Annotated in this window: 17 protein-coding genes, 1 pseudogene and 1 riboswitch; of the genes and pseudogenes, 11 read left to right on the forward strand and 7 right to left on the reverse strand. The window is 59.8% G+C overall.

The window, feature by feature from the left end; genetic code table 11:
* Nucleotides 1-240 precede the first annotated feature (240 nt).
* The 3 genes from HNR38_RS02675 to HNR38_RS02685 form a co-directional block, all read right to left on the reverse strand.
* A complete protein-coding gene (locus HNR38_RS02675; RefSeq protein ID WP_183699488.1) occupies nt 241-1,719 on the reverse strand; it encodes a surface lipoprotein assembly modifier in 1,479 nt (492 codons plus the stop codon).
* A gap of 154 nt (nt 1,720-1,873) precedes the next feature.
* Nucleotides 1,874-2,839, reverse strand: coding sequence for a Slam-dependent surface lipoprotein (locus HNR38_RS02680; protein WP_183699490.1), 966 nt, complete (start codon nt 2,837-2,839; stop codon nt 1,874-1,876).
* Nucleotides 2,840-2,903: 64 nt separating this feature from the next.
* Nucleotides 2,904-6,221, reverse strand: a complete 3,318-nt coding sequence (locus HNR38_RS02685; protein ID WP_221275622.1) for a TonB-dependent receptor domain-containing protein — start codon at nt 6,219-6,221, stop codon at nt 2,904-2,906.
* Nucleotides 6,222-6,433: 212 nt separating this feature from the next.
* Here HNR38_RS02685 and HNR38_RS17465 point away from each other — a divergent pair, with 212 nt between their 5' ends.
* The 5 genes and pseudogenes from HNR38_RS17465 (at nt 6,434) to HNR38_RS02710 (ending at nt 10,939) form a co-directional block, all read left to right on the forward strand.
* Nucleotides 6,434-7,531 (forward strand): methyl-accepting chemotaxis protein, encoded by a 1,098-nt coding sequence (locus HNR38_RS17465; RefSeq protein ID WP_183699492.1) that lies wholly within the window; start codon nt 6,434-6,436, stop codon nt 7,529-7,531.
* Between the two features lie 69 nt (nt 7,532-7,600).
* Complete coding sequence (locus HNR38_RS02695) at nt 7,601-7,801, forward strand: YgaP family membrane protein (RefSeq protein ID WP_183699494.1); 201 nt, start codon at nt 7,601-7,603, stop codon at nt 7,799-7,801.
* 122 nt (nt 7,802-7,923) lie between these two features.
* Nucleotides 7,924-8,125, forward strand: a riboswitch (cobalamin riboswitch).
* A gap of 156 nt (nt 8,126-8,281) precedes the next feature.
* Nucleotides 8,282-9,985: pseudogene (locus HNR38_RS02700) on the forward strand (ribonucleoside triphosphate reductase); the annotation flags it as partial.
* A gap of 98 nt (nt 9,986-10,083) precedes the next feature.
* On the forward strand, nt 10,084-10,230 hold the full coding sequence (gene nrdD / locus HNR38_RS02705) for an anaerobic ribonucleoside-triphosphate reductase (RefSeq protein WP_183699496.1): 147 nt from the start codon (nt 10,084-10,086) through the stop codon (nt 10,228-10,230).
* A 1-nt stretch (nt 10,231) separates the two neighbouring features.
* Nucleotides 10,232-10,939, forward strand: a complete 708-nt coding sequence (locus HNR38_RS02710) for an anaerobic ribonucleoside-triphosphate reductase activating protein (RefSeq protein ID WP_221275624.1) — start codon at nt 10,232-10,234, stop codon at nt 10,937-10,939.
* Nucleotides 10,940-11,006: 67 nt separating this feature from the next.
* Here the strand turns inward: HNR38_RS02710 and HNR38_RS02715 are convergent, their stop codons facing one another.
* Nucleotides 11,007-11,906: a LysR substrate-binding domain-containing protein gene (locus HNR38_RS02715; protein WP_183699498.1), complete on the reverse strand. Its 900-nt coding sequence runs from the start codon at nt 11,904-11,906 to the stop codon at nt 11,007-11,009.
* 109 nt (nt 11,907-12,015) lie between these two features.
* On the opposite strand from HNR38_RS02715, the gene metE reads away from it, so the two are divergent.
* Nucleotides 12,016-14,295, forward strand: a complete 2,280-nt coding sequence (metE, locus tag HNR38_RS02720; RefSeq protein WP_183699500.1) for a 5-methyltetrahydropteroyltriglutamate--homocysteine S-methyltransferase — start codon at nt 12,016-12,018, stop codon at nt 14,293-14,295.
* A 68-nt stretch (nt 14,296-14,363) separates the two neighbouring features.
* On the opposite strand, the gene HNR38_RS02725 is transcribed toward metE, so the two are convergent.
* Entirely contained in the window at nt 14,364-16,415 is a 2,052-nt protein-coding gene (locus tag HNR38_RS02725; protein WP_183699502.1) for a TonB-dependent receptor plug domain-containing protein, read from the reverse strand.
* A 188-nt stretch (nt 16,416-16,603) separates the two neighbouring features.
* Between HNR38_RS02725 and HNR38_RS02730 the strand changes: the two genes are divergently transcribed.
* From HNR38_RS02730 to HNR38_RS02750, 5 genes are read left to right on the forward strand one after another with little or no spacing between them, the layout of a single operon-like run.
* Nucleotides 16,604-17,332, forward strand: a complete 729-nt coding sequence (locus HNR38_RS02730; protein ID WP_221275625.1) for an ABC transporter permease — start codon at nt 16,604-16,606, stop codon at nt 17,330-17,332.
* 11 nt (nt 17,333-17,343) lie between these two features.
* Entirely contained in the window at nt 17,344-18,090 is a 747-nt protein-coding gene (locus HNR38_RS02735; RefSeq protein ID WP_183699506.1) for an ABC transporter ATP-binding protein, read from the forward strand.
* Complete coding sequence (locus HNR38_RS02740; RefSeq protein WP_183699508.1) at nt 18,087-19,091, forward strand: ABC transporter substrate-binding protein; 1,005 nt, start codon at nt 18,087-18,089, stop codon at nt 19,089-19,091. The genes HNR38_RS02735 and HNR38_RS02740 overlap by 4 nt, the downstream gene beginning before the upstream one ends.
* Before the next feature lie 22 nt (nt 19,092-19,113).
* Nucleotides 19,114-20,325, forward strand: coding sequence for an NnrS family protein (locus HNR38_RS02745; RefSeq protein ID WP_183699510.1), 1,212 nt, complete (start codon nt 19,114-19,116; stop codon nt 20,323-20,325).
* 60 nt (nt 20,326-20,385) lie between these two features.
* The gene (locus HNR38_RS02750; protein ID WP_183699512.1) at nt 20,386-21,585 is read left to right on the forward strand and encodes an L-lactate dehydrogenase; all 1,200 of its coding nucleotides are present in this window, start codon (nt 20,386-20,388) and stop codon (nt 21,583-21,585) included.
* A 10-nt stretch (nt 21,586-21,595) separates the two neighbouring features.
* On the opposite strand, the gene ubiT is transcribed toward HNR38_RS02750, so the two are convergent.
* Together ubiT and narL are read right to left on the reverse strand one after the other, a co-directional pair.
* Entirely contained in the window at nt 21,596-22,117 is a 522-nt protein-coding gene (gene ubiT, locus HNR38_RS02755; RefSeq protein ID WP_183699514.1) for a ubiquinone anaerobic biosynthesis accessory factor UbiT, read from the reverse strand.
* 79 nt (nt 22,118-22,196) lie between these two features.
* A complete protein-coding gene (gene narL / locus HNR38_RS02760) occupies nt 22,197-22,856 on the reverse strand; it encodes a two-component system response regulator NarL (RefSeq protein ID WP_183699516.1) in 660 nt (219 codons plus the stop codon).
* Between the last annotated feature and the right edge of the window lie 21 nt (nt 22,857-22,877).

Below are 22,877 nucleotides of genomic sequence, written 5' to 3' on the forward strand. Positions count from 1 at the left end.
CAGGGTATTTCGGTCGAGTGACGGACACCTAGTCTATGCAGGCTACAAACAGAACGGACGATTAATTTAATCAGAGGTAGCAGAGTTCAGTATCATCTCAGTGGGCGCACTCCTTCAGGAGTTTGCCCAGGGGAGCTTGGAAACCGGATTCCCAGCGTCGTGAGGTAACCACAAGTGTTGAGTCGATCTATCCTCGACTAAATATTAGAGCATTGGATGCCCCGGTTTTCACATTTATTTTTAGAATTTTTTGCGCAGCAGCAGGCTGGCTTCTGTCTGTTCAAAGCCAAACGCCCAATCCAGGTTGCTGTGGTTGATGGTGTGGCGTACCCGGAGTTCCGGAGTCATGCCGGCGATGGACCAGCCGTTGGCACCGGCGCTGAGGATGTAGACTTGCTGCTGGTCATGGCGGCGGTCGCCCAGGAAAAAGTCGTAGGCGTCGTTACGGCTGTCCCGGTAGATCGCCAGGGCGTTGACGAACAGGCCCGCCTCGCCGGGGAACGCATTGTAAAGGCCGGCCCGAACGGCCCAGGATTTGCTGCTGGCGGCTTCCTGCTCGTATTCCCGGCGGCTTAGGGTCACGCCACCATAGAGGCTGGTGTTTGCCCGGGGTTGGTAGGTGGCATTGGCATCCCACTGGTAACGCTTGTAGTCGGTTCCGACCGTTTCGCCATTGCTGGTGTATTCGTAGCGCTTGGCGTCAAGGCTGGTCGCCAGTTGCCACTGGCGGTTGAGGAAATGGCGCCATTCCAGTTCCAGGCCGTGGGCCAGGTATTCACTGGTGCGGTTGCGGTAGTAGTGCTCCAGGTAGGGGGTCAGGCGGACGCTGTCCCGGGCGTCCAGGTACTGATAGCCGGCCTGCAGTAGTGCCAGGTTGGTGCTGTAATCCTGGATAACCGCGGTTTCGGACGGATTGGTTTCCGGGTAGTAGTTGCCATAGCTGACGGGGCGGAATTGCAGGTTGTGGTTGCCGGCCAGGTTCACGCGGCGCTGCAGAGACAGCTCGTAGCTGGCCATTTCCGATTCGATGGCCTCTGGCATCCGCCGCTCGAACAGGCAGTAGCCGGCAAACGCCGACAGGCAGGAGTAGTACCCGTTGCCCTGGTTGATGTTGTCGTTATAGCCAAGACCAAGGGCAAAGCTGCCATGCCAGTCGTCACGAATGGCCAGCGCCTGGCGGTATTGCCGGACCAGATGCTGCGCCTGGGGCGGCAGGCCTGCGGCCAGTGCCTTTTCAAAGCCTGCCTTGGCCCGTTGGTCCTGGTTGTCTTCAAACCACAGCCGTGCCAGTTCCAGGCGGATGCGGGCATCGTCCGGTTCCAGCTCGCTGGCGGTTTCCATGAGTTCCAGGGCCCTGGTGTGGTTGCCCCTGAACCGAGCCAGCAGGCTTTCGGCCATGGCCACCAGGGCCGGCCGGTGGCCAGACAGTTGCCGGTAGCGGTCCAGGAAGCCGGGCAACTGGGACCACTGGTTGGTGTTGATGGCCACGTAGATGGCCGGGGCCAGAGCCTCCAGGGTGGTTGGCACCTGATAGCGCCGGCCTTCGTACATCAGTGTGCCGGGCGGGGCAGCCAACTTTTCCTCGCCCCGGGTTTGCTGTTCCAGGGTTCGGCGGGTCTGGTCCTGCAGAAAACGTGTGTCGTCGTCATCGGCCCGGGTGCCGGGTGCGACCAGGCAGGACAGTAGCAACAGCCCCATGGCGGTGAAACGGCAAGGCATAGCGTATTCCCACAACGAATGTGCGTGCATTAGAATGGAGGCCGGCGAACCGGCCTCCGAAGGTGCTCCCGAAAGCGATACCGAACGGAACCCATCCGGCATCGCCCTGTTTGACGCTCTTCACTGGTGGCCGCCAGTGGAGAGTGGTCAAACGTTACGGGGTAATGGTGCCGCTGATTTTGCTACCGCCGAAGGCGACATCGTCAGCGGCACCGCTGGAGCCGGTGTAGATACCGGCCAGGGCCTCGGCGCCGTTATAGAAACGCCCTTCTATGGTCGGGTTGCTGCCATTACTGAAGCGGCCGTTGTCGTGGATGTTGGTACCGTTAAAGTTGACGCTGGCTGCACCGCGGCTGATGGACCCGGAAAGAGAGCCAGAGCCGGACGAGTAGCTGGCGGTCAGCGTACCGGTATACAGGTTCGGGTTATCCGGCGACCCGCCGGCGGTAGTGCCCACACCATTGATGCCGATCACGCCGTAAGTAGCATTGATGGCGGTCGGCATGCTGTTGGTGTCTACCGCATCGTCACCCACGTACCAGACGGTGCGCTCGCTGCTGGCCATGTTCAGGTCCGTGCTGTCCTGGGGCGGTGTGCCGTCGGCCCGGGGCGCCCATTCACCGAAGTAGACACCTTCGCCGACCGACAGGGGCTGTGCCGGGTCTGCGGCGGAGCCGGTGCTGTTAGCACCCACCTGGCCGATCACCAGGCCGCCGAACTGCGGCGCGAAGGACAGGGTGGTGATCTGGCGTACGCTGTTGATGGCGAAGTTGGCGTAGGTGCTGCCACCGCCGTTCACCGCTGCGTCGGCCTTCCACACCTGGGCGACGGAAAGCCCGCCAAACAGGCCCATATCCGCAGGCGTCATGATGGCGCCGTTGCCATGGTCATCGATGGCATTGTTGGAGCCGTTGATTGGCCCGCCTGCCAGGTCGATGTAGCTGCTGGCACCGTTCAGCGCCACGCCGGAATTGCCGCCGCCAAACAGGATGTGATTGGACTCCCCGGTTTCCACGCCGCTGGTATTCGAGCTGCTACCCTGCACATTCGGGGATGCCGCAAAGGCGGTACTGCTGCCCATCAGGGCCATGATTGCCAGTGTTAATGTTGACTTTTTCATATCCATTTCCTTTTGGTTGATAGTGATGAAACACTGGTTTTTTCGAGAAAAACCAGCAAAAAAGCTAGAAACTGACCTTCAGCCCGGCTGTGACGGTGCGCCCGGGCCCGGGCATCAGGGTCTTGGCCATGGGGTCCAGGTAGTATTCGTTGGTCACGTTGGTCACGCCCAGGTTGACGGTGATAGACGGGTGAACGCGGTAGTGGGCGTAGAGGTCGTGCAGCAGCACTGACTGGGTGTAGAAGGTGTCCACCCCCTGGCGGAACCAGGCATCACGGGCAAGGAAGTCGTTAACCGAAGAACCTGTCTCGGAAGCCAGCAGGTTATCCAACTGGTCGTTTTCCACCGCGGAGTGATAGGTGCCGCGCCAACCCAGGTCCAGCCGGTTGTTCAGCAGGCGGGTGCCAAGGGTCATGTCGATGGAGTACTTGGGCAGCAGGCTGCTGCCACTGTAGGTGCCGGGGAAACCGCCGGTGATACAGCTGGGGATGCGGTTGTAGTAGGGGTCCATGCCGGAGGCGTAATCCTGGTCGCAGAGTTTCTGCTTCAACCGGTAGGAGGCACCCAGGCTGCCGTAAAACCCGCCGGTATCGAAGCGGGACTGCAGTTCGATACCGGTGGTTTTCTTCTCGTCGAACTGAATGACGTTGTAATAGAAGTCCCGGTCGATGAAGTTCTCGATCTCGGTGTCGTAGTAGCTCAGGCGAACGTCGGCAAACCGCAGGTCGGGGAAGAACTGGGTCAGGTCGTGGCTGTAGCCCAGCTCCCAGTTGGTACTGCGCTCGGGTTTGCTGGCGCCGTTTACCGCCAGGTTGCCGACGGTACCGCCACCGTCGATGATGGCGCTGGAGGTCAGCTCGTTAACGCTGGGGAAGCGGGTGGTCTGGGCGTAACGCACGAATACAGTGCCATGGGAGGTCACCCGGGCGGTGGCGCTCAACACCGGGCTGAAAGCCTCGCCGGACTGCTCTTCGGGCATTTCCCAGGCCTGGCCGGCATCAATATTGTTGTAGACACGCCTGCCATAACCCCCCTCGGGGATGACCCGGCGTACGGTGGTGCCCGGGTTGTAGGGGTCCTCCACCACTTCGGTGGCGTCCACCTCGCCGGTGGCGAAGGGGTTCTGGGACGAATCGTACTTGCCGTCCTCGGCGGGCAGAAGGACGCGTTTCTTCCAGTAGTTTCCGTTTCTTATATCATTAGGGGTTCCCCTGAGGAGGCCAAATAGAGCGTTATCAAACTCATCGGTATTGGCTGAGCCGTCCGCGTTAAGGAGCGTTTCTTTACCAAAGTTCGAAAAGCTGGTCGCATCCTGTGAAGACAGAAAACTCACCAGCTCCGTCGCGGCATCCCGGAATCCGGCGTTTCCTGTTAGGAAATCGGCCTCGAGGTAACGATCGCCATCAGTGGCATGGTAGATGAATTCGTAAGTTTCAAAGTTTGCAGGGTCATTAAGGTCCACTGAGGTTCGTGCGTTTTCGTACGCCGTGCTCAAGCGCTCCAGTTCCGCCTTCTCTTCAGGCGACATCAGCTCCTGATATTCCAGTTCCAGCCCGGCCAGGCGCCGCTCGGCCGCATAAAACGCCTCCTGCCGGCGCCGGCGCTCGGCGGTGCCGGTGTCCTTGCCGGTATAGTGCAGGTAGCGGGTGCCGGCGGTGATGTTCAGCCAGTTGGTGGGCTGCCAGGCCAGGTTGATCATGGCCGAGTATTCTTCGCGCTCGCCCGAGCGTGGGCCAAGGCGGTCGGTGGAGGCATAGAGGGTGCCGCCTTCAACGCCAACGCCTCCGGTGGTGGTAGACAGGGAATTGGCGCCGGTTATCTTCTCGTCCAGGGTTTCCTCCTGGTAGCCGCCACCGAAGGTGAATTGCAGGGCGTCGGTCAGGTGCATCTGGTTGCTGAAATCAAAGCCGGTGCGGTCGTGGCGGGTCCATTGCCGGCCCTTGGAGACGATGGTGCCGTCGTGCTCCGGCTCGGGCATGCAGCCGGGACACACCTCCTCCCAGACGGTTTCCCAGAATTCCAGTTCGTCGTAGGTGGCCTGGTCGATGTCAATGGTGTAGGGGCTGGCGCCGGTCTGGTAGCGGGTGCCTTCCAGTTCGGTGCGCCACAGGCTGGTTTCCAGGTTGAGCCAGTCCGATCCGGTGGGCTTGAGGTCGTAACTGAGGCGGTACCGGTCGAGCCGTAAATCCGAGTGGGGGTATTCGAGCACGAACTGGCGTTCGTTTTCCCAGTCGCGGTCTGGCTCTGCCTGTTCCGCGCCCTCCCGGTAGCCCCACAGCAGTATTGACTGGCCGGGTGTGGTCTCCCCGAAGGTGGAGTCGGTGCGCATGAACTGCAGGCCAATCTTCTGGTTTTGGGGCAGGTACCAGTTATTTTTCACCAGGGTAGTGCTGGTGTCGCTGGCGGTGTTGAACACCTCATTGCCCGGGTAGTACAGCTTGGTCAGGTTCGGGATGTATCTGTCGGTGGTGTTTTCGGCGTAGGGGTCATGGCCGGCGTACTTGTCGGCATTCTCCTCACCGGCGTAGTAGTTGCCGGTAGTGCGCTCACTGCGTGCCAGCAGTATGTCCACAAAGTCGTTACGGGCGGCAATCGCGAGTGTTTCCGCGTGGTCTTCCAGGTTCAGAGTTTGCCCGTCGTCCCGGGTGCGGGGGTTGGGTGAGGGCACATTGATGTTGGTGATGTTGGCCCGCTCCGCGCCCGGTATGTCTCGGTAATCCTGGCCGTAGACGGCGCTGGCGTCGAACTGGGGCTCGCTGGTGTTGCCCGAGGTTTCCAGGTTGAGCTCAACGCCAACACTGTCACCTTCGGGAATGATATCGCTGGCCTCAATGGTGCGCATGTTCACCGCGCCGCCCACGCCGCTTCGGACGTCCCGGCTCAGTGACGGGCCTTTTTCCACTTCGATGCTTCGCAGCAGGGCGGTGTCAATGTAATTGCGGTTGCCCGCGCCGAAGAAATGCAGCCAGACGTTGGTGGACTGCTCGGTGCCGTCGACAGTCAACGGTGTTCGGCCCTCGCCGGTGATGCCCCGGATGTTCGGGGTGATTGACTGGCTGCTGCGGGTGTCCATGCTGTACACCCCGTTCATGCCCTTGAACACATCGCCGGGGTTGGCGGTTTGCAGGCGCTTGAGTTGTTCGCGGTCTTTGTAGAGGTTGGTGACGTTTTCGGTGTAGACCTTTTCCTGTTTGACCTCATCGCTGTCACGGTCACTGGTGACCAGGATGGGGGAAAGCTCCAGGGCCTGCTCGGTGTCATCATCCGCTGCCTGTGCCCCGCCGGTACCGGCGATAACCATGGCCATGACGGCGGTGATGGACCCCCGGCGGGCCCAATGGGGTCTTTTGCCCGCCTCTGACGGGAACACTGTAAAAGCCATGCCTGTTTATTCTCCCTAGCAACTGCTCTTGTGGTATCGAGCCCTCGCGGGCTGTTAACAATCATTAGGGATCATGGTAATGAAATTAATTCTCATTAAGTTATGACAATTGTCATCAAAACCGAGGCGTGCCTTCAGTTTGTTACAAACCCCTAGAGTTTTTTTGTTAAGATTCATTAATAATGAATCTTTAAGAGGCTTGAGGCAGGAGCATGAAATTTTGGCAAAACGGCAGGCAGGTTCGGGTGCTGGAGCAGGAGCTGGCCAGGGTTCAGGGTGAGCTGGCGGTGGCCACGGGGCACAGGAACGAACTGAATGAAAAGCTGGCCCAGGAAACCGACGCCCATGCCCGAACCCGGCATGAGCTGGCGATCAATCAGCGGTTGATGTCGGGGTTGGGGCAGTTCGGTCATTCGCTGACCGAACTGAAGGCGTCGTTTGGCGAGTTGTCCGGGCTGTTGGGGTCGCGGCGGGCCGATGCGCTGACTACCCGGGATGAGTCCGGGCGTGTCAGGGACAGTGTGGCGGTGCTGATACAGCGGTTGGAGAGCTCCAGGGAGAGTGCGACGCACTCTGTCCGGGAAATGGCATCCCTGGAACAGGATACCAAGAGCATTGACTCCCTGGTGGGGGTGATTGACGGGATTTCCGATCAGACCTCGCTGTTGGCGCTCAATGCCAGTATTGAAGCGGCCCGCGCCGGCGAACATGGTCGGGGATTCAGTGTGGTCGCCTCGGAAGTACGTAACCTGGCTTCACGCGCGGGTGAGGCCACCCTGGAGATTGGCGAGGCCATTGGTCGTATTCGCCAGCAAACATCGACCGTGTCCGGATTGAGCCGCAACAACAGTGATGAGATGGAGCAACTGGCAGTGGAGGCCAATACCGCACGGGAGCGTTTGATGGTGCTGATTGATCTGGCCGGCAATTCCTCCACGGCCCTGGATCATGCGGCTCTTCTTTCCGAGGTGGAACTGGCCAATCTGGAGGAGCTGGAGATTAAGCTGCAGGTTTATCAGGTGCTGTCGGGATTGTCGGATGCGAAGGCAGAAAGCCTGCCCGCGGAAACCGAATGCAGGCTCGGGCAGTGGTATTACCAGGGGGTGGGCAAGCAGCAGTTTGCTGGCCAACTGGATTTCAGTGCCATTGAGGAGCCTCACAGGCAGGTTCATGAATACGCCCGGCAGGCTGTTGCGGCCCATCATGCGGGGCAGCCCGAGGATGCGCTTAAAGCCCTGGAGCGGATGGAGCGTAACAATCTGGATGTGATGAGCCGTCTGCGCCGGTTGGTAGCTTCAGACGGACTGTAAAACCATGGCTACTTGATGGGAGGTATGCTATATACCTTGATGGCATATCTATATTCTCTGGAGGTTTCCATGACAGTCAACGAAGGTCTTCGTTTGATGGCGGGTGTGTTTACCCTGATATCCATCCTGCTGGCGCATTACGTCAGCCCTCTTTGGCTTTTCTTTACCGGCTTTATCGCCCTGAACCTGATTCAGTCCGCGTTCACCAAATGGTGCCCGGCCATGGTGATCCTGAAGAAAATGGGTCTGAAAGAGGACGGCCGGGTCTAGACATTGCCGGTTGGTATCTTGGAGGGGGGGGGCAGACATCAGGTGGACTCTCCGTCTGGCCTGATTAATATCAAGAAACATTCAAATAAAATAAATATTTTTGCATGTGTCCTAGTGTGCATATATAGTTGTTAGGGTCTGGAGGGGCACAATATATTGTGCTTTTTGTGGGAATCCGGTGAGACTCCGGAACTGACGCGCAGCGGTATTGGGGAACAAGCGGGGCATGGAGACACTGGCGCACGCCGGGAAGTCGCCCCGCAAGGCCGAACCGGAAGGTTCATGCCCCTGAGTCCGAAGACCTGCCAGGCAACATGTACTGAACCTTCGCGACTCAGGGTGAACAGTTGACCAACCGGCAGGCAGTGCGTTCCTGCCTGGTCTCCTGATTCGGCGAGGGTGACGACGACCTGACGCGATTCCAGGAGGAACCCGATGCACGCCAACAGCCCATTTCAGGTAATCGACCCCGCGTTGCTGGATATTTCCGCAACAGTTCGCGAATACCTGCACCGCAGTGACTGGCGAGTCAACGCCAACGCCAATCAGGGGTACTCCCTGGGTGGCCTGATACTGAACACCGCCGGTAAAGTGATCGCCAACTACTGGCTGAACGAGGTGTACACCCCGGCGATCGGCCAGGCCCACCGCGATGCCGATATCCACATTCATGATCTGGATATGCTCAGTGGCTACTGTGCGGGCTGGTCGTTGCGAACATTGCTCCATGAGGGGCTGAACGGCGTTCCGGGCAAGGTAGAGGCGGCGCCGCCGAAGCACCTCTCCAGCGCCATTGGCCAGATGGTTAACTTTCTGGGCACCCTGCAGAACGAGTGGGCCGGGGCCCAGGCCTTCAGCTCTTTCGACACCTACCTGGCTCCCTTTGTACGCAAGGACACGCTGGACTACGACGCCGTGCGACAGTGCATCCAGGAGTTTGTCTATAACCTGAACGTTCCGTCCCGCTGGGGCACACAGACGCCGTTCACCAATATCACCTTTGACTGGGTGTGCCCGAAGGACCTGCGCGAACAGATTCCGGTGATCGGTGGTGAGGAAATGCCGTTCAGCTACGGTGATCTGCAGGCGGAAATGGACATGATCAACCGCGCCTACATTGATGTCATGACTGCCGGTGACAGTATGGGCCGGGTATTCACCTTTCCCATTCCCACCTACAACATCACCCGCGACTTTGACTGGCAATCCGACAACGCCCTACGACTGTTCGAGATGACGGCCCGTTACGGTTTGCCCTATTTCCAGAACTTCCTCAACTCGGATCTGGAACCCAACATGGTGCGCTCCATGTGCTGCCGGCTGCAGCTGGATCTGAGGGAACTGCTCAAGCGTGGCAACGGCCTGTTTGGGTCGGCGGAACAGACCGGCTCACTGGGCGTGGTGACCGTCAACTGCGCCCGGCTGGGCTACCTGCACAAAGGCGACAAGGCGGCACTGATCGCCAGGCTGGGTGGTCTGATGGACCTGGCCCGGGACAGCCTGGAAACCAAGCGCCAGGTGATCGGGCAACAGATGCTTGAAGGCCTGTTTCCCTACACCAAACGCTATCTGGGCACCCTGAGAAACCACTTCTCCACCATTGGCGTGAACGGGCTGAACGAGATGGTCCGCAACTTCACCGACGACCGGGAAGACATCAGCACCGAATGGGGCCGGGGCTTTGCACTGGAACTGCTGGATCACGTGCGCGAACGCATGAAACAGTACCAGGAGGAGACCGGGCACCTGTACAACCTGGAGGCAACCCCGGCGGAAGGAACCACCTACCGCTTTGCGAAGGAAGACCGGAAACGGTTCAGCGGCATACTCCAGGCGGGAACCGACGAGGCGCCTTACTATACCAACTCCAGCCAGCTCCCTGTGGGCTTTACCGACGATCCCTTCGAAGCCCTGGACCTACAGGACGACCTGCAGGCCCGATATACCGGCGGCACGGTGCTGCACCTGTACATGCGCGAGCGCATCAGCGATGCCGCCACCTGTGGCCGGTTCGTGAAAACGGTGCTGGAGAACTACCGGCTGCCCTACATTACCGTTACCCCGACTTTTTCCATCTGCCCGGTTCACGGTTACCTGAACGGCGAGCACGAGTTCTGCCCGAAATGCGATGAACAGTTGCTGGCCGGGCAGACACTGGCAGAGAAGCCGACCACCGCAGCCTGAATGACGGGACCGGGCATGGTGCCCGGTCCCGAACAGAGCCGGCGACGGCTGTTGCCGCAGCCGTTACCGGTATTTCCCGTAAGCAAAAGGAGAATAGCATGGAACACCAGAAACTTCCCCATGACAGCCAGCGCCAGCGTTGTGAAGTGTGGACGCGAGTGATGGGCTACCACCGCCCCGTCTCGGCCTTTAACAAGGGCAAGCAGTCCGAGCACCGTGAGCGGACCCATTTCCGGGAGCGTTGAAATGAAGGCGGATAACCTGGTGATCGGAGGCATGGCTGCTTTCTCCACCGTCGATTATCCGCAACACCTGGCGGCAACCCTGTTTTTGCAGGGTTGCCCCTGGCGTTGCCATTACTGCCACAATCCCCATCTGATCCCGGCTTACCCGGGCCGCGACCCCGTCACCTGGCAACAGGTTCGCCAGCATCTGGACAACCGGCGGGGTCTTCTGGATGCCGTTATCTTCAGCGGTGGTGAACCCACCATCCAGAAAGCCCTGTTGCCGGCCTTGCAGGAAACCCGGGCCATGGGGTTTCACAACGGCCTGCACACCGGCGCTCCCAACCTGAGACGACTGCGCCCGCTGTTGCCCTGGCTGGACTGGGTGGGGCTGGATATCAAGGCGCTGCCATCCGGCTACGAGGCAGTCACCACTCGCCGACAGTCGGGGCCCGACAGTTGGGCGGCCATTGACACGTTACAGGCCGCTGCCGTGGATTTTGAGTGCCGGCTGACCTGGCATGGTGCCCTCCATGCCACTGAAGACGTCATCGCCATTGGCGAAGCCCTTTCCCGCAAAGGTGTCCGAAGGTTTGCCCTGCAACTGGCCAGGGAAGGGGGAACCATGCTGAACCCGGCACTGCTTACAGCGACAAACAGACGCCGCGATACGGACCTGGTCAGGCAGGCGCTGTCCCCCTGTTTCGAATCCCTGGAGGTGCGGGAGTGAGGCAGCGCTTTGTCCCGGCCATCCGGAAATGGCTGGGGCTTGCCTAAGGATTGGTCAGGTTCAGACCTTATGTTACCTCCGGGTGCTCGTAGTTGCGGGCCAGCTCGATAAAGGCCCGCAGGTATTCCGTGCCTTTGTCGCTGTCTCTGGTACCCACGAAGATCTGTTTATCAACGCCTCCGGCGCCCATGCGGACGGCTGCCAGGGGCAGCTTTTCACAGTACTCCCTGACCAGCCAGCGGGGCAGCGCCGCCACACCGCGCCCACTGGCCACCATTTGCAGCATGATGTCGGTGGTTTCGATGGTTTTGTGGCGCCTGGGGGCAACGGCTGCGGGGTTCAGGAAATGGGTATAGACGTCCAGGCGGTCAAGCGCCACCGGGTAGCTGAGCAGGGTTTCGCCCCGCAGGTCTTCCGGTTGGGCGTAGTCCCGGTTCGCCAGAGCGTGCTCTGAGGGCACCACTAGAACCTGCTCATAGTCGAACACGGGTTCAAAGGTCAGGCCGGGGCGATAGAAAGGGTCTGGCGTGACCAGCAGGTCAATTTCAAAATCCAGCAGGGCGCCAAGGCCTCCGAACTGGAATTTCTGTTTTACATCCACATCCACGCTCGGCCATTGCGCCAGGAAGGGCGATACGATCTTCAGTAGCCACTGGTAACAGGGGTGGCACTCCATGCCGATGCGAAGCGAGCCCCGCTCGCCCTCGGCAAACTGTCGCAATCGGTTTTCTGCATGTTCCATCTGTGGCAACAGGCGGTTGGCTGTGTTGAGCAGGAACTCTCCGGCCTGGGTGAGCCTCAGTTGTCGGCCTTCCCGCAGCCAGAGGGGCGTGCCGATGCCTTGTTCCAGCTTGCGCATGGTATGGCTCAGGGCGGACTGGGTGAGGTGCAGATGATTGGCTGCCGCCGTCACGGAGCCTTGTTGATGCACGGCCTGAATAACTTTGAGGTGGTGACGTTCAAGCATTTTTGTATGAGTAAAATTAATGGAATGCTGAAAATAAACCATTTTTGTTCATTTTGAAACACCCTTATGCTGCGCCTACTTTCAAGAATTCATGGAAAAGGCAATAAACATGGCGTTAATTCATAACCTTGGTTTTCCGCGTATTGGTGCAAAGCGCGAACTGAAATTCGCCCAGGAGGCGTTCTGGAAGGGACAGAGTTCTGAAGCAGAGTTGCTGGATCTGGCCAAGCAACTCCGGGCTGAAAACTGGAAAACCCAGTCATCCCTGGATCTGGTGCCGGTGGGCGATTTTTCCCTTTATGACCAGGTCCTGGACATGAGTTTTACCCTGGGCAACCTGCCGGCCCGGGTCGATGGCCTGGAAGGCAGTGAGCTGGACAACTATTTTCGCGTGGCCCGTGGTCGGTCCGCCAATGACAGCGGCTGCAACTGTGTCCACGCCGGTGAAATGACCAAGTGGTTTGATACCAACTATCACTACATTGTTCCAGAAGTGACGTCGGAAACCACCTTCTCGTTGAACGCGGATCGCCTTCTCGGACAATTGGCGGAAGCGCGGGAAAACGGCGTCAATGCCAAGCCGGTGATCATTGGTCCGGTGACCTATCTGTGGCTGAGCAAGGAAAAGGATGGATCAAACCGTCTGGACCTGCTGCCGGCACTGTTGCCAGTGTACAGCCAGTTGCTGGAGAAACTGGCGGATGCGGGCGCCGAATGGGTCCAGATTGATGAGCCGGCGCTGGTCACGGAACTGGATTCGGACTGGAAGCACGCGTTTGAGACCGCCTATCACACCCTGAAGGCCAATCGGCCGAAGCTGCTGTTGGCCACTTACTTCGGAACCCTCCAGGAAAACCTGCAACTGGCCTGCAATCTGCCGGTGGCCGGTCTGCACGTGGATGCGGTGCGCGCTCGCGAGGAAGTGACCAAGGTGGTGGACTGGCTGCCGCCGCACAAGGTGCTGTCGGTGGGTGTGATCAATGGGCGGAATATCTGGAAAACCCACCTGAACGGGGTGCTGGAGTGGTTGAACCCGGTCGCCGAAAAACTGGGCGACCGCCTGTGGCTGGCTCCATCCTGCTCGCTGCTGCATGTGCCGGTTGACCTGGGCAGCGAAGCGAAGCTGGACAGCGACATCCGAAGCTGGCTGGCCTTTGCCAGGCAGAAGCTGGCGGAGCTGAGTGTCCTGGCCCGCGCGATCAATGATGGCTATGAAACGGTAGCCGATGAATTGGCGGCCAATCAGGCGGCTATTGATAGCCGCGCCAGGTCCGAGAGGGTTCACAATCCGAAGGTGAAGGAGGCCGTCCGGAGCATTAGTCCGGATCTGGGGCAGCGCAAGAGCCCCTATGGCGAGCGTGCTGGCAAACAGCACACTCATCTCAACCTGCCGCTGTATCCGACCACCACCATCGGCTCTTTCCCGCAAACCCAGGATATTCGCAAAACGCGCCTGGCGTTCAAGAAGCAGGAAATATCCGCCGGCGACTACACCGCAAAAATGAAAGCGGAAATCGAACATGCCGTGCGTGAGCAGGAGAAGCTGGGCCTGGACGTGTTGGTCCACGGTGAAGCCGAGCGCAACGACATGGTGGAGTATTTTGGTGAACAGCTTGAGGGGTATGTGTTCAGCCAGTTTGGCTGGGTCCAGTCCTATGGCTCCCGCTGCGTTAAACCGCCGATTCTGTTCGGTGACATCAGTCGGCCGAAAGCAATGACCGTTGACTGGATCAAGTACGCCCAGTCCCTGACCAACAAGCCCCTGAAAGGCATGCTGACCGGCCCGGTCACGATTTTGAACTGGTCATTCGTGCGTGATGACCAGCCGCGCAGCGAGTCCTGCCTGCAGTTGGCCCTGGCCATTCGCCAGGAGGTCCAGGATCTGGAAGCGGCGGGTGTGAACATCATCCAGATTGATGAAGCCGCGCTACGGGAAGGCCTGCCGCTGCGCCGGTTGGAATGGCAGAGCTATCTGGATTGGGCGGTGGAGTCTTTCCGGATTACGGCGAATGGTGTCCGGGACGAAACCCAGATTCATACCCACATGTGTTACTCGGAGTTCAACGACATCATCGAATCCATCGCCCATATGGATGCGGATGTGATCACCATTGAAACGTCGCGGTCCGATATGGAGCTGCTGGATGTGTTTGAGGAGTTCGAGTACCCCAACGAGATCGGCCCGGGCGTCTATGATATTCATTCGCCGAACATTCCGAGCGTGGAGCAGATCGTCAAGCTGATGAAAATGGCGGCTGAGCGTATTCCGGCACAGCGCCTGTGGGTGAACCCGGACTGTGGCCTGAAAACCCGCCAATGGCCCGAGGTGATCCCGGCCCTGGACAATATGGTGGCTGCTGCAAGGGAACTGCGTGAGCAGTCGAACTGAAATCTGACGTCGAGCATCCGCAGTTCCCGGAAGTTATTCTTCCGGGAACTGCGCGTTGACGATACGCCTCAGAATGTCCCGGAGAGCTTGGCTACCAGGCCCCGCCCCGGTGACAGGATATCGCCATCGGTCAGGTGTTCCCGGTAGCGTTTGTCCAGCAGGTTATTGCCTTCCACGGAGACTTCCAGGCTGCTCAGACGTCCGATGGCGCCGAAGTTCCAGCCCAGTTCCATGTCCAGGGTGGCGTAGCCGGGTGTGGTGTTCTCGGTTCCGTTGGAGAAGCGATCAGCGGTGCGATCCTGTTCAGCAACGGCCCGTACCTGACCATGCCAGTTGAAACCGGCCCGGTTTTGTTCCCCCAGACCCAGTGTCAGTTCCGGGGCGGGCATCTGGTAAAGCGGCTCATTGTCTTGCTTGTTTTCGCCACGAAGCCAGGTCAGGCTGCCATCCATATCAATCTGTGGAGATTCCAGGGGCATAAGGAAGCCTGCTTCAATGCCATAGATGATCACCTCATCCAGATTTTCCGTCTGTTTGATCGGAAGTCCGTTTTGGGGGTGATTCTGACCGGTAACCCGACCGGCAATGTAATCGTCTATCCGGGTATAGAATGCAGCAACCTGGTATTGGGCATCTTGACCGCGACCTTTGAGGCCGATCTCGGCAGTGGTTGATTTCTCCGGATCCAGTTGTGAATTGCCACGATGGAAATAGCCGTCGCCCCGGCTGGCATCCTCGAAGCGCTCCCTCATGTCGGGTGCGCGGTAGGCGGTGCCAAGGCTGATGTAGGGGTTGAGCATCGGGCTTGCGTTATAGATGGCCCCGGTTGACCAGGACAGGGTTTCTGCGGTGTTCTCAAGACCTTGCGTCTGGGCCGCCGGACCGTTGCCAACGACGCTGGCGTCGCCGGTTACCTTGTCATAGCGGGCACCAATCTGGAAGTTCCATTTGCCGGCGTGAATGTCGTCCTGGACGAACAGGCCCCGGCTTTCGATCTCACCGTCCCGGAAAGGCGAATTGGCGATCACGGAGTTGGACATGGGTGGATTGTAGGTGAATCGTTGGGGGTCGCCGGTCATTTCCCAGGCATCGGCCCCAAGAGTGATCAGATGGCTTTCACCAACCGGAAAACGGTACTGGGCTTTGATGCCGTCGGTTCGGAAGGTGACGTCATTCCAGACCTGGTTGCGGTTCTGGAAGTCCCACCAGGCGCGGATCTGTCGGTCAACCTCCTGCCTGTAAACACTGGTTTCCAGAGTGCCGCCTGCCAGGGCAGCTTCGTACCCCAGTTCCATCAGGGTGCGTTCCTGTTTCGGCGAGTGAATCGTCAGAGTACCGTTACCGCCGGGACCTGATTTGGCAGAACCCGGATACCAGACATCCCGGTCCTCATGGTTCTGCAGGTTAATCGTGAGTTTTTGGTTCTCTGTGACCCGGTAGGCGTATTTTGCGAGAAACGAGTTGGACCGGAAGCCACTGTTTTCCACGTCACCGTCCGGTGTCTCATAGTCATCGACGTCTTTTGCGGCGGCTCCCAGTACCAGGCCGTGGTCCTGACTTGACAGTTCCAGCAGGGCACCGCCGGCCAGGCTGCTGTCAACCGTGCCTGTGCTGCCGCTGAAGCGACCCTTTGCCTGCGGCTTTTCAGAAAACCGGGCCTGTGGTGTGCGCAGGTTGATAGCGCCCCCCATGGCTCCGGTGCCGTGGAGCACAGAAGCCGGGCCTTTGACCACTTCTACGGTGTCGAGCAGGCTCATGGATGCGAGGGAGGCAATTGCGCCCTGGGGCTGAGCTGAGTTCAGGCGTACACCATCCACCAGCATCACCACGCTTTCTTTTTTCAGGCCCCGGATAACGGGGTTGCCGCCCCAGGCGCCACCATCTCCCTGGACCGCCAGGCCCGGCCTGCCACGAAACAGGTCACCGGTGGTTTTCGATGCGGCGGCACTCTCTGTGGTGATCTGTTCTGCTGCGCTGGCGGTTTCTAGGGTGTCGGCTTCATAGCCTTTTGCCGTAACCACCAGTTCCTGGAGTTGTGACTCATCCGCGCTGGCCACGGGGATCATTATGGTGGAGAGGAGTAGGGCTGTGAGATTCAGGGTTTGGGGACGATAGGGCATAAGGTGCTCCGACAGGTTCAAGGACAGTCGGTAATTATAATGAGAATGAGATGAATTTTTATTTGATAATTGTCAAAGGATGTGAGCTTTGCTGAAGGTACACTGCCAAGGTCTATCTGGGCGGAAGAACTATGGGCGGATTGATTCGGGGCAGTCTGAGTTGGGCTGGCAGTTTGACGGGAGTCCTGTTGTTTGCGGCATTCTGGGAATGGGGCAGTCTTGTTTACGGCAGCTTCCTGTTACCTGGCCCCCGGGACGCCATCGGGGCGCTGGTTGAATTGGCGGTGGATGATCAGTTATGGAGCGCCGTCTGGGCAACTACCTGGCGGGCCATGTCTGGCTTTGCTTTGTCTGCACTGTTGGGAATCGTGTTCGGGATGCTGGCTGGCATTTCAGGCACCGCTGGCCGGGTTCTGGAGCCGGTGTCAACGGTGCTTCTGGGCATTCCGCCGATTGCCTGGATTGTTCTGGCGCTGCTCTGGTTCGGCAGTGGTTCCATGGCGGCGATCTACACGGTGGCGGTCACCACGGTACCGGTGACATTTGCCGGCGCTCAGATGGGTACGCGGACTCTGGACCCGCGTCTGCGGGAGATGGCCGATGTTTACCGCGTGTCCTTGAGGATGAGGGTCTGGGATTTCTATTTGCCACACGTTGTGTCCTACGTTTTCCCCGCTCTGGTTACGGCACTGGGCGTAGCATGGAAGGTCACCGTTATGGCGGAACTGTTTGCAACCGATGATGGTGTCGGGGCAGGCATGGCGCTGACTCGGGTGAACTTGGATACCGCGGGTGCCATGGCCTGGATTCTGGTGGTGGTGGCCCTCCTTCTCATGGCTGAACATGGTTTGCTGCGCCCACTGCAGAAAAAGATGGAACCCTGGCGCCAGTCGGCAAAACCATCCGGGGCCGTGTGAAACGGGAGGCCATGTTGCTGTCTTTTGAAAATGTCTCGTTGACGATCGGCACCTCCGGCATTCTTGCCGATATCGATATGACGGTGGCCCCAGGTGAATCGGTATGCCTGGTCGGGCCATCCGGCTGTGGTAAGACCAGTCTCTTGCGTCTTGCCGCTGGTGTGGTTGAGGCATCTTCCGGGACGGTGAACAACCGCTTTGGCGCAACCGGGGTGGTCTTTCAGGACCCACGCCTGTTGCCCTGGCACCGGACGCTGGAAAACATCGCGCTGGGCCTTAAGTCAAGGGGAGTCGGACGCCGCGAGCGTCTGGCACGGGCCAGGGCTCTGGCCTCCAAGGTGGGTCTGGAAGACAGCCATGACTGTTTTCCCCATGAGTTGTCTGGCGGCATGCAGCAGCGGGTTGCTCTGGCGAGGGCCCTGGCTATCGAGGCTGACATTCTGCTGCTGGACGAGCCTTTCAGTGCACTGGATGTGGGTTTGCGGGCCGAGGGCCAGGATCTCGTTGAACGCCTGGTTGTGGATCAGGGGATGTCCGCGCTGATTGTTACCCATGATCTTACCGAAGCCTTGCGGCTGGCCCATCGGGTTGTAGTGGTGTCGGGCCATCCCGGCAGAGTGGTGTTTGAGCATTGCGTTGGAACCCCGTTCCATCAACGCTCGCCGGCCTGGCTTTACGAACAGGCTGGCCATCTTCTGCGCCAAGAGGTGGTCCGGAAGAGTTTCCTGTTTCAGCGCACATCGGAGCGAATGTCATGAATCCGGATCGACGGGACTTCCTGAAGCTGGCAGCCGGAGCTGCCGTGTTGGCGTCATTGCCGCTGCAGCATTGCCTGGCTGCGATGACCGGCAAGCTGTCGGTAGCCGCGCCACTTGGACTACCTCAGGTTATTCTCGCGCGCGCGCTGCAGGATCCGGACGTCAATGCCCGAATTCCTGAGCGGGAGCTACGAAACTGGAGGACACCGGACCAGCTCCGGGCCTGGCTTGCCCGGGGGGAGGTGGGCCTGTCGGCAACACCCACCAATGTGGCTGCCAATCTATACAACCGTGGTGTTCCTATTGTTCTTATGAATGTCAATATCTGGGGCACGCTCGGTATGCTGGGATTGCCGGCCAGTGGCCCGCTGACAGCCGTCGAGAACCTGGCGGGCAAGCACATTGGTATTCCCTGGCGCGGTGATATGCCGGATCTTGTGTTCCGTTTCCTGATCCGGAAGGCGGGGCTGGAGGTTGACCGGGACCTGCGGGTGACTTATCAGTCCAGCCCCCTTGAAACGGTGCAGATGTTTGTGGCGCAACGCCTCGATGCCGCGGTCCTGCCCGAGCCGGTGCGCACAGCCGCCCGGCTGCAGGCGGGGCAATTCGGCCAGAAACCGGAAGAACTTGATTTGCAGGAAGAGTGGGGGCGGCTTACAGGGCAAGGTGCGGCGCTGCCGCAGGCCGGAGTTATCTGTCGTCGGGATCTGCTGGAGGCTGATCCGCAGGCACTGGAAGTGATGCAGTCGGCGATTGGCCGGGCTGTGTCCTGGGTAACCAGTGAACCCGCCAAGGCCGCGACCCTGGGCGCTGAGCTTTCCCCCCTCGCGGAGAATGTGTACCAGGGGGCCATCCCCCGTACCCAAATGGTCATGATGCCGGCGTCGAAAGCCCGGCCAGAGCTGGAAGCCTTCCTGACCGCTCTGGCAGAGCTTTCACCGGACTTTATTGGCGGCAGGCTGCCGGATACCGGTTTCTATCTGCCGGATGCCGTGAGTTGAATCGTGCCCGGGAAGAAAGAAAATGCAGATGAACACTGAGTCGTCGTTGGTTTCCAGTCCCATCTTCGCCTACGGTTTCCGGCCGTTCTTTCTGCTTGCAGCTATTTATGCACCTTTGGCCCTGCTGCCTTGGGTGGGTGCATTGCTTCAGCTTTTCACCCTGCCAATGCCCCTGCCACCCATTGCCTGGCATGGACATGAAATGCTGTTCGGATTTGTGGGCGCGGCACTGGCCGGATTCCTGCTGACAGCCGTTCCATCCTGGTCCGGATATGAGCCAGTTACCGGCGGGCGACTGCTGGCGCTGGTGTTGATCTGGCTTGCCGGACGGGTTCTGTTCTGGCTCTGCGCGGCCGTCCCGCCTGTGCTGGTAGCTGCTGTGAACCTGTTGTTTTCGTTGGCATTGCTGGCATCGGTTGTACCTGCCTTTTGTTCAGAAGGCGGGCGGGCTCATACCAGTATCGGTGTTGGTCTGGCGGTCTATGTGGTTATGCAGGGCATTTTCTACCTGAGCTGGTTATGGCCGGAACGCCTGCCCGGCATGACGTCTATTGACGTGCTGAACAGCACGGTCAACCTCCTGCTGGTGATGATTGCCCTGACCGTTTCCCGCATTGTTCGGGTGGTGGCTATGGCAGCGCGTCATGAATCCGGTCTCTGCGGACCGTTCCGCCTGACCGTTGCCAGGGAGCGTCTGGCTGTGTTCATGCTGGTCTTGTTCGCTATTGCGGATGTTTTTGCGCCGGGGCATGCGGTGACGGGCTGGATTGCTCTGGCTGCCGCCGCTGCGCAGGCGGACCGGATCAGCGAATGGCCCTGGGGGCGGTCAATGAAGCGACCGTATCTTTTACTACTGACGTTATCCTATGTCTGGATGATGGTTGGCCTGGTGTTGGTCGGAATAACCGATCTGACGGCGCTGCTCCCCGGCTATACCGGCCGTCATGCGTTGTCGGCCGGCGCCGTCGGCACTGCGGTCCTTGCGGTGCTATGCATTGCCGGGCTTCGCCACACAGGCAGGCCTCTTCGTCTGCCACGGGTGATCTGGATTGCGCTGGCTGCGCTGGTCGTCACGGTGATACTCCGTACTCTGGTGCCTATGCTCTGGCCTGAATACTACCTGCTGGCGGGAGTGGCTTTGCCATTCGTTTTCTGGTTACTGGCCTATCTGCTCTATATTGTTGGATATAACCATTATCTGCTCTCCGTAAGGGCCGACGGAAAGCCTGGATAGGCTGTTTGCCGGTATCTTCCGGAAGGCAGAGGGCACGATAACAATAAACAGGAGCGCTCCATGCTGACCCCCGCCTCGGTGGATGACTACCGCCGGATTGCCCGTCGCCGGTTGCCCCGGCTGCTGTTTGACTATCTCGATGGCGGCGCTTTCGCGGAAACCACCCTGGCCGCCAACCGGGCGGCGTTTAGCCGTTGGCATTTCCGCCAACGCGTCATGCGTGATGTCTCGAAGGCGGATACGTCCTCAATTCTGCTTGGCAATGAAGTTGCTCTGCCGTTGGTGATGGCTCCCATGGGGCTGGCGGGCATGCTGGCCCGGCGGGGCGAATGCCAGGCGGCGGGCGCGGCTCTGACTGCCGGGGTGCCCTTCTGTCTGAGCACCGTTTCCATCTGTTCCATGGAGGAAGTGGCCGAGGCGGCGCCAGAGGCGGATCGCTGGTTCCAGCTCTATGTCCTGCGCGACCGTGGGTTTTCGGCCGAATTGCTGGGCCGGGCCTGGAAGGCCGGTTATCGGGTGCTGGTCTTTACGGTGGATCTGGCCCGCCTGGGGCTGCGCTACCGGGATGTCCGCAATGGTATGAATGGCGGTCTTTCCCCGGTTGGCAGGCTGCGCAAGCTTGCCGACCTTCTGGCACATCCCCGCTGGCTGAAGGAGGTTGCCCTGGGAGGTAAACCCCTGTCGTTCGGCAATCTCACCAGCGCCGTTCCCTCCGGACGCCGGCCCGAAGACTTCAAGGCCTGGGTAGAGGCGCAGTTTGATCCTTCAGTGACCTGGCAGGATCTGGACTGGATTCGCGAGCACTGGCCCGGAAAGCTCGTGATCAAGGGTGTTCTGGAGCCGGAAGATGCCAAAGACGCCGTCAGGGTCGGGGCGGATGCAGTGGTGGTGTCCAATCACGGAGGCCGCCAGTTGGAAGGCGCGCCGGCCTCCCTGGAAGCTTTGCCTGCCGTGGTGGATTCGGTGGCTGGCGACTGTGAAGTGCTGGTTGATGGCGGTGTCCAGACCGGCCAGGATCTGGTGCGGGCGCTATGCCTGGGGGCGGACGGTTGCCTGATGGGGCGGCCCTGGGGGTATGCCCTGGCCGCTGGTGGCCAGCCGGCCATTGAACACCTGCTCACCAATATTCGCTATGAAACCGAACTGACCCTGTCTCTGATGGGGCGGACAGCGGTAAACCAGCTCCGGCGGAGTGATCTGATCTCCCTGCCAGAACTGCAGGCGATGGCCGGGCATGGCAGCCCGGCTGAGGACGACTGAACCCCGGGGCTCAGCCGCGCAGGAGTTTACCGGGGCTGACGTCCCATTCCAGGCTGTCGAGCAGGTTTTTCAGGGCCAGCCCCAGCTCGGTATCGCCTTCAATCACCAGCCGACGCTGGAAGAACAGCTGGTCCGGGTCCTGGCGGCGTTCGGCCAGGGTGCGGAAAGCGGCCAGCGAACCGCGGATGGTGGCTTCGCCCGGGCCCTCGACGATTCTCAGCCGGCCGTCCCGGAACCCGAAGGTGACGCCCGGGTGGCCCCCGTTGACTTCCAGGCGGATGCGCCGGCCTTCGAAGTCGTCAAATTCACCGTCTTCCATGGCCTCGGCAAACAGTCGGTTGAGCGGGGTTTCAGCCAACAGCTGTTTCAGGGGCATGGGAATGCTGCGCTCAATCAGTCCGAGTGCCGGGCTGGGGGAGGGCAGAAACTCCTTCAGAACAGCAACCGACTGGCCGGCCAGGGTGTTGGGCTGAAACCACGCCCCAACCTGTGCCAGGGAACCGGGGGAAGGCAGTCTGGGCAATGTCAGCATGATGAAAGGCTCCGTACGGTCAGAAGCCTTCCACCATACTGGAAAGCTTTCCCCGGGGATTTGATATGGCTCAGCTGGATTAACCCCGGTGGAAACCTTCCTCGACCGCCCATACCGCGACTTCCACCCGGGAGCGCAGATTGAGCTTTTTCAGCAGGTGTTTTACGTGAACTTTCACGGTGCCATCACTGATGTTGAGCTTTCGCCCAATCATCTTGTTGGACAGGCCTTCAGCGATCAGTCGCAGAATGTCTTTCTCCCGGGGCGTCAGGCTGTCGAAGTCCGGCCGTGACGCCTGGCGGGACCGGTTGGAGCGCAGGGCTTCGGCCAGAAGGGTGGTGAGGCGGTCGCTGATCACCATCTTGCCGGTTGCCGCCTGATGCAGTTGCTTGATCATGTCTTCCGGTTCCATGTCCTTGAGCAGGTAGCCGTCGGCACCGGCGCGCAGGGCAGCCACCACGTCGTCCTCCTGGTCTGACACGGTGAACATGATGATGCGTGAGGCCACGTTCTGTTCCCGCAGTTCCCGCAGTGCCTGGATGCCATCCATCTCCGGCATGTTCAGGTCCATCAGGATCAAGTCCGGTTCCAGTTCGGTGGCCAGCCGGATGCCGTCCTCGGCGTTGCTCGCCTCACCGGCGATGGCCATGTCCTCTTCCATGTCGATCAGTTGCTTGATGCCCTGGCGCAGCAGGGGATGGTCGTCGATAAGCAGAATGCTTGCCGGTGTCTCAGCCATAGTCTCTCTCTTGATCTGTCT

It is taken from the genome of Marinobacter oulmenensis, from assembly GCF_014201735.1.
GTDB lineage: Bacteria > Pseudomonadota > Gammaproteobacteria > Pseudomonadales > Oleiphilaceae > Marinobacter > Marinobacter oulmenensis.